The sequence below is a fragment of the Agromyces sp. NPDC029043 genome, assembly GCF_055564615.1.
On record NZ_JBVHVX010000003.1, the window covers coordinates 246,973 to 260,216 of the forward strand.

A 13,244-nucleotide genomic window follows, 5' to 3' on the forward strand; every position below is an offset into this window, starting at 1 on the left:
CGCCATGTCCACCCTCTCCGCGCCCACCCGGCTGCGCCCGGTCACGCACCGTCCCGCGTTCGCGGGCGTGCGTTCGCTCCTCGCGCGGCTCGCCACCGCCGAGACCGCCCTCAAGGCCTTCCTCGAGCGCTGGAGCATCCCGGCCCTCCGCATCGCTCTCGGCGCCGTGTTCGCCGTGTTCGGCGTCCTGAAGTTCTTCCCCGGTGTCAGCCCCGTCGAATCGCTCGTCGAGGCGACCTGGGGCGTGCTCACCTTCGGCATCATCGGCGGCCAGCTCGCGATGATCCTGACCGCCGTGATCGAGACGACCGCGGGCCTGCTCATCATCTCGGGCCGATTCGCCCGCCTGGGGCTCGTCGTGCTCGCCGTCGCGTTCGTCGGGATCTTCTCGCCGATCGTGTTCTTCACCGACGAGCTGATCACCGCCGCTGGGCCGACGCTGCTCGGCCAGTACGTCGCGAAGAACGTCGTGCTCGTCGCGGCCGCGCTCGTGGTCGCCTCGCGAGTGCTCCGCGGTACGCATCACTCGCGGTGAACCGGCGGATGCCGGGCAGGGCGAAAGGGGCGGGACGCAGGGCGTCCCGCCCCTTTCCGCAGGCGACGTGCGTCACCGGCAGCTCGCTGAGCTCGAACGCAGCGGACAGGCGCCTCCGCGCGGGAGGCCCGGCATCCGTCGCAACGGCGTCGCTGGTAGGATCGAGCGACCGACAACCTTGAAGCCCGTCCTGTGAGGCGGAGAAGGGAGTCCGCATCGCTGTGCGCACCGTGTTGCAGCAGGCTGACCTCGAGCGGGCGCTGACCCGCATCGCCCACGAGATCCTCGAAGCCAATCGCGGCGCCGACGATCTCGTCCTCCTCGGCATCCCCACGCGCGGCGTGGTGCTGGCCGAGCGACTCGCCCGGATCGTGTCCCGGATCGCCGGCACCGACGTGCCCGCCGGTGCGCTCGACGTGACGATGTACCGCGACGACCTGGGCCGCAATCCCGTGCGCGCCCCGCACCCGACCGAGGTGCCGGGCGACGGCATCGATGGCCGCGTCGTGGTGCTCGTCGACGACGTGCTCTACTCGGGCCGAACCATCCGTGCCGCCTTCGACGCCCTCGCCGACCTCGGCCGCGCCCGCGCGGTGCGCCTCGCGGTGCTCGTCGACCGCGGACACCGCGAGTTCCCGATCCGCGCCGACTACGTCGGCAAGAACCTGCCGAGCTCGACGCGCGAGCGCATCAACGTGCGCCTCGCCGAAGTCGACGGCGACGACGCCGTGACGATCGAGGGGGGCGACGCGTGAGGCACCTGCTCAGCACGCGCGACCTCGCGCGCGACGACGCCATCGGGCTGCTCGACGTCGCCGAGGACATGGCGGCGGTGCAGGAGCGCGAGGTCAAGAAGCTGCCGACCTTGCGCGGCCGCACGGTCGTGAACCTCTTCTTCGAGGACTCCACGCGCACGCGCATCTCGTTCGAGGCCGCGGCGAAGCGCCTCTCGGCCGACGTCATCAACTTCAGCGCGAAGGGCTCGAGCGTCTCGAAGGGCGAGAGCCTGAAGGACACCGCGCAGACGCTCCAGGCCATGGGCGCCGACGGCGTGGTGATCCGCCATCCGTCGTCGGGTGCGCCGTTCACGCTCGCGACGAGCGGATGGATCGACGCCGGCGTCGTCAACGCGGGCGACGGCACGCACGAGCACCCCACCCAGGCGCTGCTCGACGCGTTCACGATGCGCCGCCGCCTGCACGGGGCCGCTTCGCGGGGTCGCGACCTCGACGGCGTGCGCGTCGTGATCGTGGGCGACATCCTCCACTCGCGCGTCGCCCGCTCGAACGTGTGGCTGCTCGAGACGCTCGGGGCCGAGGTCACGCTCGTCGCCCCGCCCACGCTCGTGCCCGTCGACGTGCGCGGCTGGCCGGCGCGCATCGAGTACGACCTCGACCGGGCGCTCGCGGGCCGGCCCGACGTCGTCATGATGCTGCGCATCCAGGCCGAGCGCATGCACGGCGCGTTCTTCCCGAACAGCCGCGAGTACGCACGCACGTGGGGGCTCGACGACCACAGGTTCGCCCAGCTGCCCGCGACTACGATGGTCATGCATCCCGGCCCGATGAACCGCGGGCTCGAGATCGCCGCCCGCGCCGCCGACTCCTCGCAGTCCACGGTGCGCGAGCAGGTTGCGAACGGAGTATCAGTGAGAATGGCCGCCCTCTACCTCCTGCTGTCCGGCGAGCGGGGTGAGGCCCGATGAGCGAGTCGTTCCTCATCCGCGGCGCCGCGCTGCCCACGGGCGAGCGCGCCGACGTCCTGCTCGAGGGCGGGCGCATCGCCGCGGTCGGGTCGGTGGCGGATGCCGCGGGCTCGACCGTGATCGACGCCGACGGCCTCGTCGCGCTTCCCGGCCTCGTCGACCTGCACACGCACCTGCGCGAGCCCGGCTACGAGCAGAGCGAGACCGTGCTCACCGGCACGCAGGCGGCCGCGGCCGGCGGCTTCACGGCCGTCTTCGCGATGGCCAACACGTTCCCGGTCGCCGACACGGCGGGCGTCGTCGAGCAGGAGCTCTCGCTCGGCGAGGCCGCGGGCTACGCGACGGTGCAGCCGATCGGCGCCGTCACCGTCGGGCTGAAGGGCGAGCAGCTCGCCGAGCTCGGCGCGATGGCCGCGTCGCGCGCCCGGGTCCGGGTGTTCAGCGACGACGGCTTCTGCGTCTTCGACCCGCTGCTCATGCGCCGCGCGCTCGAGTACGTCAAGGCGTTCGACGGCGTCATCGCGCAGCACGCGCAGGAGCCGCGGCTCACGCAGGGCGCGCAGATGAACGAGGGCGCGCTCTCGGGCGAGCTCGGCCTCGCGGGCTGGCCGGCGGTCGCCGAGGAGTCGATCATCGCCCGCGACGTGCTCCTGGCCGAGCACGTGGGCTCGCGGCTGCACGTGTGCCACGTCTCGACGGCCGGCTCGGTCGAGGTGATCCGCTGGGCGAAGGGCCGAGGCATCGACGTGACCGCCGAGGTGACGCCGCACCACCTGCTGCTCACCGAGGAGCTCGTCGCCGGGTACGACCCGCGCTACAAGGTCAACCCTCCGCTGCGCCGCCAGGAGGACGTCGAGGCGCTGCGCGCCGCCCTCGCCGACGGCGCGATCGACATCGTCGCGACAGACCACGCTCCGCACCCCGTCGAGGCGAAGGAGTGCGAGTGGGATGCCGCGGCCAACGGCATGGTCGGCCTCGAGTCGGCGCTCTCCGTCGTACAGCAGACGATGGTCGACACCGGCCTCATGGGCTGGGCCGATGTGGCGCGCGTGCTCTCCACGACGCCCGCGCGCATCGGCCGGCTGTCCGGCCACGGCGAGCCCGTCGCGGTCGGCTCCGCCGCCGAGCTCACCCTCGTCGACCCGTCGGCGTCGGCCGAGTTCGGCACCGAACGGCTCGCGGGCCGCAGCGCGAACTCGCCGTACCTCGGGCGCACCCTGCCCGGTCGGGTCGTGGCGACGTTCCACCGTGGCGTGCCGACCGTGCTCGACGGGGCGGTCCGCCCGGCCGAGGAGGTCGCTCGTGGATAGCGGCTGGATCCTCGGCACGGCCATCGCCGTGGTGCTCGTCGGGGCCGCGGGCTGGCTCATGGCCCGCTCGTGGCGGCGCCGGACCGCGCGCGACCGGTCTCTCGCCGCGTACGAGGCGCCCGGCGCGCTGGGCGCGCCGACCCTCGAGGTCGAGGCCCTCTACGTCGCGACCACGCCCGAGGCCGAGCCGCTCGAGCGCCTCGCGGTCGAGGGCCTGGCCTTCCGCGGCTCCGCTCGCGTCGAGCTGCACCCCGAGGGCGTCCTGCTGCGGATCGCGGGCGAGCGGCCGAGCTTCATCCCCGCCGGCCGCATCGCGGGTGCGGGGACCGCGACCTACGCGATCGATCGCGGCGTCGAGCCCGAGGGCCTGGTCGCCCTCACGTGGATCGTCGACGACCGGTCCGACCCAGACACGACGACCCGGGTCGACAGCTACCTCCGGTGCCGGTACCCGAACGAGTCCGCCCGGCTCGTCGCCGCACTGAACGACATCGCCGCAGCGCCCGTCGCGCCGCGGCCGGACGCAGAGAACGCAGAGAGCGAGGCCTCGGATGACTGAGACCCCGATTCCCCTTCCCGCCGACGCAGAGGCGGCACCCGCCGCGGTCGACCTCGACCGCGCCGTGCTCGTGCTCGAGGACGGGACCCGCTACGAGGGTCGCGCCTACGGCGCGCGCGGCCGCACGTTCGGTGAGGCGGTGTTCGCCACCGGCATGACCGGGTACCAGGAGACGCTCACCGACCCCTCGTACGCCGGCCAGATCGTGCTGATGACCGCGCCGCACATCGGCAACACCGGCATGAACGACGACGACATGGAGTCCGCGAAGATCTGGGTCGCCGGGTTCGTCGTGCGCGATCCCTCCCGCGTCGTCTCGAACTTCCGCTCGCAGCGGAGCCTCGACGACGACCTGGCCGACGCCGGCATCGTCGGCATCAGCCGCATCGACACGCGCGCGGTCACGCGCCACATCCGCTCCCTCGGCGCGATGCGCGCGGGCGTGTTCTCGGGCGAGGATGCGTACCTCTCGGCCGGCGAGCAGCTCGAGCTCGTGCAGGGCGGCGAGCAGATGGCCGGACGCAACCTCTCGGGCGCCGTCTCGACCGCCGAGCTGTACTCGCTCGACGCGATCGGCGAGCGTGTCGGGTCGGTCGCCGTGCTCGACCTCGGCGTCAAGACCTCGACGCTGAAGTACCTCGCCGAGCGCGGCTTCGACGTGCACGTGCTGCCGCAGACCGTGACGGCCGACGACGTGCTGGCGCTGAAGCCCGACGCGCTCTTCTTCTCGAACGGCCCGGGCGACCCCGGCGCGTCCGACCGCCATGTCGAGCTGCTGCGCACCACGCTGCGCGAGGGCGTGCCGTACTTCGGGATCTGCTTCGGCAACCAGCTGCTCGGCCGCGCGCTCGGCTTCGAGACGTACAAGCTCCCGTTCGGCCACCGCGGCATCAACCAGCCGGTGCTCGACAAGGAGACCGGTCGGGTCGAGATCACCGCGCACAACCACGGGTTCGCCGTGGCCGCGCCGACCGACCGCGTCAGCGACTCCGCGGAGGGCTTCGGCCGCGTCGAGGTCAGCCACGTCGGCCTCAACGACAACGTCGTCGAGGGACTGAACTGCCTCGACATCCCCGCGTTCTCGGTGCAGTACCATCCCGAGTCGGCGGCCGGACCGCACGACGCGAACTACCTCTTCGACCGCTTCCGCGACATGGTCATCGCGAGCAAGACCACCGACGACAGCCAGGAGGCCGGCGAGTAATGCCCAAGCGCGACGACATCGAATCCGTCCTCGTCATCGGCTCCGGGCCGATCGTCATCGGCCAGGCGGCCGAGTTCGACTACTCGGGCACCCAGGCCTGCCGCGTCCTCCGGGCAGAGGGCGTGCGCGTCATCCTGGTCAACCCGAACCCGGCGACGATCATGACCGACCCGGGCTTCGCCGACGCGACCTACGTCGAGCCGATCACGCCCGAGGTGATCGAGTCGATCATCGTCAAGGAGCGCCCGGATGCCGTGCTGCCGACGCTCGGCGGCCAGACCGCGCTGAACGCCGCGATCGCCCTGCACGACGCCGGCATCCTCGACAAGCACGGCGTCGAGCTCATCGGCGCCAAGGTCGACGCGATCCGCAAGGGCGAGGACCGCCAGCTCTTCAAGGACCTCGTGATCGCCGCCGGCGCCGATGTCGCGCGCTCGCACGTGGCGACCACGCTCGACCAGGCGAAGGAGTTCGCGAAGGACCTCGGCTACCCGCTCGTCGTCCGTCCCTCGTTCACCATGGGCGGACTCGGCTCGGGCTTCGCCTACACCGAGGCCGACCTCGTGCGCATCGTGACGCAGGGCCTGCACGACTCGCCGACCACCGAGGTGCTCCTCGAGGAGTCCATCCTCGGCTGGAAGGAGTACGAGCTCGAGCTCATGCGCGACACGCACGACAACACGGTCGTGGTCTGCTCGATCGAGAACGTCGATCCCGTCGGCGTGCACACGGGCGACTCGATCACGGTCGCGCCCGCGCTGACCCTCACGGACCGCGAGTACCAGAAGCTCCGCGACATCGGCATCGACATCATCCGCGCCGTCGGCGTCGACACGGGCGGCTGCAACATCCAGTTCGCCGTCGACCCGGTCGACGGGCGCGTCATCGTCATCGAGATGAACCCGCGCGTGTCGCGCTCGTCGGCGCTCGCGTCGAAGGCGACGGGCTTCCCGATCGCGAAGATCGCCGCGAAGCTCGCCATCGGCTACCGCCTCGACGAGATCCCGAACGACATCACCCGGGTCACCCCGGCGTCCTTCGAGCCCACGCTCGACTACGTCGTCGTGAAGGTGCCGCGGTTCGCGTTCGAGAAGTTCCCGGCGGCCGACCCGACGCTGACCACGACCATGAAGTCGGTCGGCGAGGCCATGGCGATCGGCCGCAACTTCACGACCGCGCTCCAGAAGGCGCTGCGCTCGCTCGAGAAGCGCGGGTCCAGCTTCCACTGGGAGGACGAGCCGCGCTCGGTCGACGAGCTGCTCGAGGCGGCGAGCGTGCCGACCGACGGCCGCATCGTGCTCGTGCAGCAGGCGCTGCGCAAGGGCGCCACGATCGAGCAGGTGTTCGAGGCGACGAAGATCGACCCCTGGTTCCTCGACCAGATCGCGCTGATCAACGAGGTGGCGGAGCAGGTCGCGGCGGCCGACGCGCTCGACACCGAGACCATGCTGCTCGCGAAGGACCACGGCTTCTCCGACGCCCAGGTCGGGCAGCTCCGGGGCTTCGGCGAGGCCGACGTGCGCGAGGTCCGCCACATCCTCGGCATCCGCCCGGTGTTCAAGACCGTCGACACGTGCGCGGGCGAGTTCCCGGCGCTCACGCCGTACCACTACTCGAGCTACGACCTCGAGACCGAGGTCGCGCCGAGCGAGCGCCGCAAGGTCGTCATCCTGGGCTCCGGTCCGAACCGCATCGGCCAGGGCGTCGAGTTCGACTATTCGTGCGTGCACGCGTCGTTCGCGCTGTCCGACGCCGGGTTCGAGACGATCATGATCAACTGCAACCCCGAGACGGTCTCCACCGACTACGACACGAGCGACCGGCTCTACTTCGAGCCGCTCACGCTCGAGGACGTGCTCGAGGTCATCCACGCCGAGTCGCAGTCCGGCGAGCTCGTCGGGGTCGTCGTGCAGCTCGGCGGCCAGACGGCGCTGGGGCTCGCGAACGGCCTCGAGGCGGCGGGTGTGCCGATCCTCGGCACGAGCCCCGAGGCGATCGACTCCGCCGAGGAACGCGGCCAGTTCGCCGCCATCCTCGACCGCGCGGGCCTGCTCGCGCCGCGCAACGGCACCGCGATCGACCTGTCGGGCGCCGTGCAGGTCGCCGAGCAGATCGGCTACCCGGTCCTGGTGCGACCGAGCTACGTGCTCGGCGGACGCGGCATGGAGATCGTGTACGACTCCGTTTCGCTCGCCGACTACTTCGCGCGCATCGAGGGGCAGGGGATCGTCGGCCCGACGCATCCGCTGCTCGTCGACCGCTTCCTCGACGACGCGATCGAGATCGACGTCGACGCGCTCTACGACGGCGCCGAGCTGTACGTCGGCGGCGTCATGGAGCACATCGAGGAAGCCGGCATCCACTCGGGCGACTCGAGCTGCACCCTCCCGCCCGTGACGCTCGGCCGTGCCGAGATCGACCGCGTGCGCGAGGCGACGCGCCTGATCGCCGAGGGCATCGGCGTGAAGGGGCTGCTCAACGTCCAGTTCGCGATCGGCGCGGGCGTGCTCTACGTGCTCGAGGCCAACCCGCGCGCGAGCCGCACGGTGCCGTTCGTCTCGAAGGCGCTCGGCATCCCGCTCGCCAAGGCGGCGTCGCGCATCATGGTCGGCGCCTCGATCCGCGAGCTCGTCGGCGAGGGCATGCTGCCCGAGGTAGACGGCTCCCGCGTGCCGCTCGACGCGCCCGTGGCGGTGAAGGAGGCCGTGCTGCCCTTCCACCGGTTCCGCACGAGCGAGGGCATCATGGTCGATTCCGTGCTGGGCCCCGAGATGCGGTCGACCGGCGAGGTCATGGGCATCGACAAGGACTTCCCGACCGCGTTCGCGAAGAGCCAGCTGGCCGCGTACGGCGGGATGCCGCTGTCGGGCCGGGTGTTCGTGTCGGTCTCCGACCGCGACAAGCGGGCCATCATCCTCCCGGTGCTGCGCCTGCAGCAGCTCGGCTACGAGCTCGTCGCCACGGAGGGCACGGCCGAGGTGCTGCGCCGCAACGGCATCGAGGCGGGCACCGTGCTGAAGTTCAGCGAGAAGCACGACGAGGCCGACCCGTCGGTGGTCGAGCTCATCCACCGCGGCGAGATCGACGTGGTCGTGAACACGCCCAGCGGCCGATCGGCGCGCGCCGACGGCTACGAGATCCGGGCGGCGGCCGTCGCGGCCGACATCCCGCTGTTCACCACGATCGCCGAGCTGTCGGCGGCCGTCGCCTCGCTCGACGCCGTCGAGGGCGGTTTCGAGGTGACCAGCCTGCAGGAGTACTCGGCGCGTCGCGCCGCCGAGGTGGTCGCGTGAACGGGTCCGCCTCGTTCGGGGAGCGCCTGCACGGCGCGTTCGCCGCGTGGGGCCGGCTGTGCGTGGGGATCGACCCGCACGCGTCGCTGCTCGATCGCTGGGGGCTCGACGACTCGGCCGAGGGCGTCCGTGAGTTCGGACTGCGCGTCGTCGGCGCCGCCTCCGGTCGGGCGGGCATCGTGAAGCCGCAGGTCGCGTTCTACGAGCGGCACGGCGCGGCGGGTTACGCCGCCCTCGAGCGCGTGCTCGCCGAGGCCCGCGACGCCGGCCTGCTCGTGATCGCCGACGTCAAGCGCGGCGACATCGGCACGAGCGTCGACGCGTACGGCGAGGCCTGGCTGCGGCCCGGCTCGAGCCTCGAGTCCGATGCCATGACGATCAGCGCATACCAGGGACTGGGATCGATCGAGTCGGTGATGCGCCGGGCGGATGCCTCGGGCAAGGGCCTGTTCGTGCTCGCGGCGACCTCCAACCCCGAGGCCGCGGCCATCCAGCGCGCCATCCTGCAGCAGTCCAGCCGCGAGGGCGACACCGTCGCCGGGGCGATCTGCGGGGGCGTCGCGGCGTGGAACGCCGCACGCGAGGACGCCGGCGACCGCCCCATGGGCTCGATCGGCGTGGTCCTCGGCGCGACCGTCGACCTCGCGGCATCCGGCATCGACACCTCGGCCGACCCCGTGTCGCCCACGCTGCCCGTGCTCGCGCCGGGCTTCGGGCACCAGGGCGCCGACGTGCGCGACCTCGACGCCATCTACGGCTCGCTCGCGGCCGGCGTGATCGTGAGCGAGTCGCGATCGCTGCTCGGCGAGGGCCCAGACGGGCTCGTCGAGGCGATCGTGCGCCGTGCCGACGAGATCGGAGCGGCCCGTGTCTGATCGCACCGCGACCTCCGCCCCGCCCGAGGTCGACCGCGTCGCCGCGTCGCGCGCCGCTGTCGCCGCCCGCCGCGCCCGCGCGGCCGTCAAGCACGACATCGCCATCGGAGCGCGGAGCCCGCTCGACGTGCTGCGCGCCGCGTACGAGGAGCCCGAGGGCGTCGAGGGGCGCTTGCGGGTCACGGAGTTCCTCACCTCCATCCCGGCGATCGGGCAGACCAAGTGCGCGCGCACCATGGATGAGCTCCAGATCGCCGCCTCGAAGCGCCTCGGCGGGCTCGGGCGCCTGCAGCGCCGGCGCCTGCGCGAGTTCACGGCCGACTGGGTCGCCGAACACGGCGGTACCGGCGACCGGCTCGTGGTGCTCGCCGGCCCGACCGCGGTCGGCAAGGGCACGGTCGCCGGCTACATCCGCGAGCACCATCCCGACGTCAGGCTCTCCGTCTCGGCGACCACCCGAGCGCCGCGGCCGGGCGAGGTCGAGGGCGAGCACTACTTCTTCGTCTCCGACGACGAGTTCGACCGGATGGTCGAGGCCGGCGAGCTGCTCGAATGGGCGACCGTGCACAACGCGTACCGGTACGGCACGCCCCGTCGCGCTGTCGAGGAGGCGATCGCCGCCGGGAACAGCGTGCTGCTCGAGATCGACATCCAGGGCGCGCGGTCGGTGCGCCGGGCCATGCCCGAGGCGACGCTGGTGTTCCTGCTGCCGCCGACGTGGGATGAGCTCGTACGCCGGCTGGTCGGCCGAGGCACCGAGAGCGCCGCCGAACAGCAGCGGCGGCTCGAGACCGCGAAGGTCGAACTTGCCGCCGTCGAGGAGTTCGATCACCAGGTCGTCAACCACGAGGTCCGCGAGGCCGCGCAAAAGGTCGTAGACTTGATGCGGCCTCGCCGGGGTCGGCGTCAGCCTGCCTCGCGCCACGATCTTCCGCGCACCGACGGTGCGCCCCACTCGAAGGAGTCCCTCCATGGCTGAGAAGCTGTCCGGCATCATCGACCCGCCCATCGACGACCTGCTGTCGAAGGTCGACTCGAAGTACCAGCTGGTCATCTTCGCCTCGAAGCGGGCGCGCCAGATCAACGACTACTACGCAGACCTCCACGAGGGCAGCCTGTTCGACAACGTCGGACCGCTCGTCGACTCGTCGATCGACGACAAGCCGCTGTCGGTCGCGCTCCACGAGGTCAACGAGGACAAGCTGCGCCTCCGCCCCATCGGCGAGTAGCCGGCAGGCGCGCATGGCGCTGAACATCGTCGTCGGCATCACCGGCGGCATCGCGGCGTACAAGGCCGTGTCGATCGTGCGCTCGCTCGTGCTCGCCGGGCACGACGTGCACGTCGTGCCCACCGAGTCGGCGCTTCGCTTCGTCGGCCGACCGACCCTCGAGGCGATCTCGCGCAACCCCGTGCACACTGACCTCTTCGAGGGCGTCGCCGAGGTGCGCCACGTCGCCATCGGTCAGGCCGCCGACCTCATCGTGATCGCGCCGGCGACCGCGAACAGCATCGCGAAGCTCGCCGCGGGGCTCGCCGACGACCTGCTCGGCAACACCGTGCTCGCGAGCGAGGCGCCTGTCGTCATCGCCCCGGCCATGCACACCGAGATGTGGAACCATCCGGCCACGCGGGCCAACATCGCGACCCTCCGCGAGCGCGGCGTGACGATCGTCGGGCCCGCGGTCGGGCAGCTCACGGGCACCGACAGCGGCCCGGGGCGGCTCGAGGAGCCCGACGTGATCGTCGCGGCGGCCCTCGAGGTCGCCGCGCGGCACGGCCTCGAGGCCGGCGGCGCGGGCGTCGCGCCCGGCTCCGCGCCCGACGTCGCTCGCCGCGGTGCGGTCCCGCAGGATCTCGCGGGTCGCCGCATCGTCGTCTCGGCGGGGGGCACCCGCGAGCCGCTCGACCCCGTGCGCTTCCTCGGCAACCGCTCGAGCGGCAAGCAGGGCGTCGCGATCGCCGATGCCGCCGCGGCGCGGGGCGCCGAGGTCACGCTCATCGCCGCGAACCTCGAGGTGGGCGATCCGGGCGGATGCCGCGTGCGCACCGTCTCCACCGCGCTCGAGTTGCGCGATGCCGTGCGCGAGGCCGCCGCGACGGCCGACGTCGTGGTGATGGCCGCCGCGGTGGCCGACTACCGCCCGGCGACCGTGAGCGAGGCCAAGATCAAGAAGGTCGACGGCCGCGACCACATGACCCTGGAGCTGGTCCGCAACCCCGACATCCTCGCCGAGCTGGGTGCGGCCCCCCACGACGGCACGCTCCTCGTCGGCTTCGCCGCCGAGACCGAGGCCGATGCCGAGCGGCTGCTCGAGCTGGGGCGCGCCAAGCGCCGCGCGAAGGGCGCCGACCTGCTCGTGGTCAATCGCGTGGGCTGGACCCGCGGATTCGCGGCCGACGAGAACGCCGTGTCGGTCATCGGGGCGTCCGACGAGGTCGTCGCCGAGGCATCCGGAACCAAGATGTCGGTGGCGCACGGCATCCTCGACCTCGTCGCCGCGCGGCTCCCGGCCGTCGGCGACGCCCGCGCCGCATCCACGACGAAGGACACCCACCCCGCATGAGCGCACTGCGCCAGTTCACCTCCGAGTCCGTCACTGAGGGCCACCCCGACAAGATCTGCGACCAGGTCTCCGACGCGATCCTCGACGCGCTGCTCGCGGTCGACCCGCACGCCCGCGTCGCCGTGGAGACCCTGGTGACCACGGGCCTCGTGCACGTCGCGGGCGAGGTGTCGACCTCGGGGTACGTCGAGATCCCGGCCATCGTGCGCGACCGCATCACGTCGATCGGCTACGACTCGTCCGACGTGTGGTTCGACGGCCGCTCGTGCGGCGTCTCGGTGTCGATCGGCGGCCAGTCGCCCGACATCGCCCAGGGCGTCGACCACGCCTACGAGTCGCGCGAGGGCGCGAGCATCGACGAGCTCGACCGGCAGGGCGCGGGCGACCAGGGCATCATGTTCGGCTACGCCGTGCGCGAGACCCCCGAGCTCATGCCCGTGCCGATCTGGCTGGCGCACCGGCTGGCCGAGCGCCTCGCGCGCGTGCGCAAGGATGGCGAGCTCGACTACCTCCGCCCCGACGGCAAGACGCAGGTCACCGTCGGCTACGAGGGCCAGACCGCCCGCACGATCGAGACCGTGGTGCTCTCCACGCAGCACGCGACGAGCGTGTCGACCGAGCAGCTGCGCGCCGAGGTCGAAGAACTGGTGATCCGGCCGGTGCTCGACACCGTCGAGCTCTCCCGGCCCGACCTGAAGGTCCTGATCAACCCGACCGGCCGCTTCGAGATCGGCGGCCCGCAGGGCGACGCCGGCCTGACCGGTCGCAAGATCATCATCGACACCTACGGCGGCGCGAGCCGGCACGGCGGCGGCGCGTTCAGCGGCAAGGACCCGTCCAAGGTCGACCGCTCCGCCGCCTACGCGATGCGCTGGGTCGCGAAGAACGCCGTCGCCGCGGGACTCGCCGATCGGCTGGAGCTGCAGGTCGCGTACGCGATCGGCGCCGCCGCGCCGGTGGGACTCTACGTCGAGACGTTCGGCACGGGGCACGCGCCCGAGGACCGCATCATCGGCGCCATCCGAGAGGTGTTCGACCTGCGTCCCGCCGCGATCATCCGCGATCTCGACCTGCTGCGGCCGATCTACGCCGACACGGCCACGTACGGCCACTTCGGCCGCGAGCTGCCCGCCTTCACCTGGGAGCGGCTCGACCGCGTCGACGACCTGCGCGCCGCCGCCGGGCTCTGAGGTGGCCG

At 72.2% G+C, this 13,244-nt stretch carries 12 protein-coding genes; all 12 read left to right on the forward strand.

The annotated features are described in order from the left end of the window. Positions 1 to 4 precede the first annotated feature (4 nt). On the forward strand, positions 5 to 535 hold the full coding sequence (locus ACZ4TW_RS06495) for a DoxX family membrane protein (protein WP_465541306.1): 531 nt from the start codon (positions 5 to 7) through the stop codon (positions 533 to 535). Between the two features lie 215 nt (positions 536 to 750). Then, positions 751 to 1,290: a bifunctional pyr operon transcriptional regulator/uracil phosphoribosyltransferase PyrR gene (pyrR, locus tag ACZ4TW_RS06500; protein ID WP_465541433.1), complete on the forward strand. Its 540-nt coding sequence runs from the start codon at positions 751 to 753 to the stop codon at positions 1,288 to 1,290. After that, on the forward strand, positions 1,287 to 2,240 hold the full coding sequence (locus ACZ4TW_RS06505) for an aspartate carbamoyltransferase catalytic subunit (protein WP_465541308.1): 954 nt from the start codon (positions 1,287 to 1,289) through the stop codon (positions 2,238 to 2,240). The genes pyrR and ACZ4TW_RS06505 overlap by 4 nt, the downstream gene beginning before the upstream one ends. Next, positions 2,237 to 3,550, forward strand: coding sequence for a dihydroorotase (locus ACZ4TW_RS06510; protein WP_465541310.1), 1,314 nt, complete (start codon positions 2,237 to 2,239; stop codon positions 3,548 to 3,550). Before ACZ4TW_RS06505 ends, ACZ4TW_RS06510 begins: the two co-directional genes overlap by 4 nt. Further along, entirely contained in the window at positions 3,543 to 4,109 is a 567-nt protein-coding gene (locus tag ACZ4TW_RS06515) for a PH-like domain-containing protein (RefSeq protein ID WP_465541311.1), read from the forward strand. The genes ACZ4TW_RS06510 and ACZ4TW_RS06515 overlap by 8 nt, the downstream gene beginning before the upstream one ends. After that, positions 4,102 to 5,313, forward strand: a complete 1,212-nt coding sequence (gene carA / locus ACZ4TW_RS06520; protein ID WP_465541313.1) for a glutamine-hydrolyzing carbamoyl-phosphate synthase small subunit — start codon at positions 4,102 to 4,104, stop codon at positions 5,311 to 5,313. The genes ACZ4TW_RS06515 and carA overlap by 8 nt, the downstream gene beginning before the upstream one ends. Beyond that, entirely contained in the window at positions 5,313 to 8,606 is a 3,294-nt protein-coding gene (gene carB, locus ACZ4TW_RS06525) for a carbamoyl-phosphate synthase large subunit (RefSeq protein ID WP_465541315.1), read from the forward strand. Before carA ends, carB begins: the two co-directional genes overlap by 1 nt. Beyond that, the gene (gene pyrF, locus ACZ4TW_RS06530; protein WP_465541317.1) at positions 8,603 to 9,481 is read left to right on the forward strand and encodes an orotidine-5'-phosphate decarboxylase; all 879 of its coding nucleotides are present in this window, start codon (positions 8,603 to 8,605) and stop codon (positions 9,479 to 9,481) included. The genes carB and pyrF overlap by 4 nt, the downstream gene beginning before the upstream one ends. Further along, the gene (gene gmk / locus ACZ4TW_RS06535; RefSeq protein ID WP_465541319.1) at positions 9,474 to 10,460 is read left to right on the forward strand and encodes a guanylate kinase; all 987 of its coding nucleotides are present in this window, start codon (positions 9,474 to 9,476) and stop codon (positions 10,458 to 10,460) included. The genes pyrF and gmk overlap by 8 nt, the downstream gene beginning before the upstream one ends. Then, positions 10,453 to 10,710 carry a DNA-directed RNA polymerase subunit omega gene (gene rpoZ / locus ACZ4TW_RS06540; protein ID WP_092669843.1) on the forward strand — a complete coding sequence of 86 codons (258 nt, stop codon included), beginning with the start codon at positions 10,453 to 10,455 and terminating at the stop codon, positions 10,708 to 10,710. Before gmk ends, rpoZ begins: the two co-directional genes overlap by 8 nt. Before the next feature lie 19 nt (positions 10,711 to 10,729). Next, positions 10,730 to 12,046 (forward strand): bifunctional phosphopantothenoylcysteine decarboxylase/phosphopantothenate synthase, encoded by a 1,317-nt coding sequence (locus ACZ4TW_RS06545; protein WP_465541435.1) that lies wholly within the window; start codon positions 10,730 to 10,732, stop codon positions 12,044 to 12,046. Continuing rightward, positions 12,043 to 13,236 carry a methionine adenosyltransferase gene (gene metK / locus ACZ4TW_RS06550; RefSeq protein WP_465541321.1) on the forward strand — a complete coding sequence of 398 codons (1,194 nt, stop codon included), beginning with the start codon at positions 12,043 to 12,045 and terminating at the stop codon, positions 13,234 to 13,236. Before ACZ4TW_RS06545 ends, metK begins: the two co-directional genes overlap by 4 nt. The last annotated feature ends 8 nt before the right edge of the window (positions 13,237 to 13,244 follow it).

Excerpts from the sequence above, each read along its gene's own strand:
- ACZ4TW_RS06495 (WP_465541306.1), top strand. The coding sequence starts at position 5 with ATGTCCACCCTCTCCGCGCCCACCCGGCTGCGCCCGGTCACGCACCGT.
- ACZ4TW_RS06510 (WP_465541310.1), top strand. The coding sequence starts at position 2,237 with ATGAGCGAGTCGTTCCTCATCCGCGGCGCCGCGCTGCCCACGGGCGAG.
- carA (WP_465541313.1), top strand. The coding sequence starts at position 4,102 with ATGACTGAGACCCCGATTCCCCTTCCCGCCGACGCAGAGGCGGCACCC.
- carB (WP_465541315.1), top strand. The coding sequence starts at position 5,313 with ATGCCCAAGCGCGACGACATCGAATCCGTCCTCGTCATCGGCTCCGGG.
- rpoZ (WP_092669843.1), top strand. The coding sequence starts at position 10,453 with ATGGCTGAGAAGCTGTCCGGCATCATCGACCCGCCCATCGACGACCTG.
- metK (WP_465541321.1), top strand. The coding sequence starts at position 12,043 with ATGAGCGCACTGCGCCAGTTCACCTCCGAGTCCGTCACTGAGGGCCAC.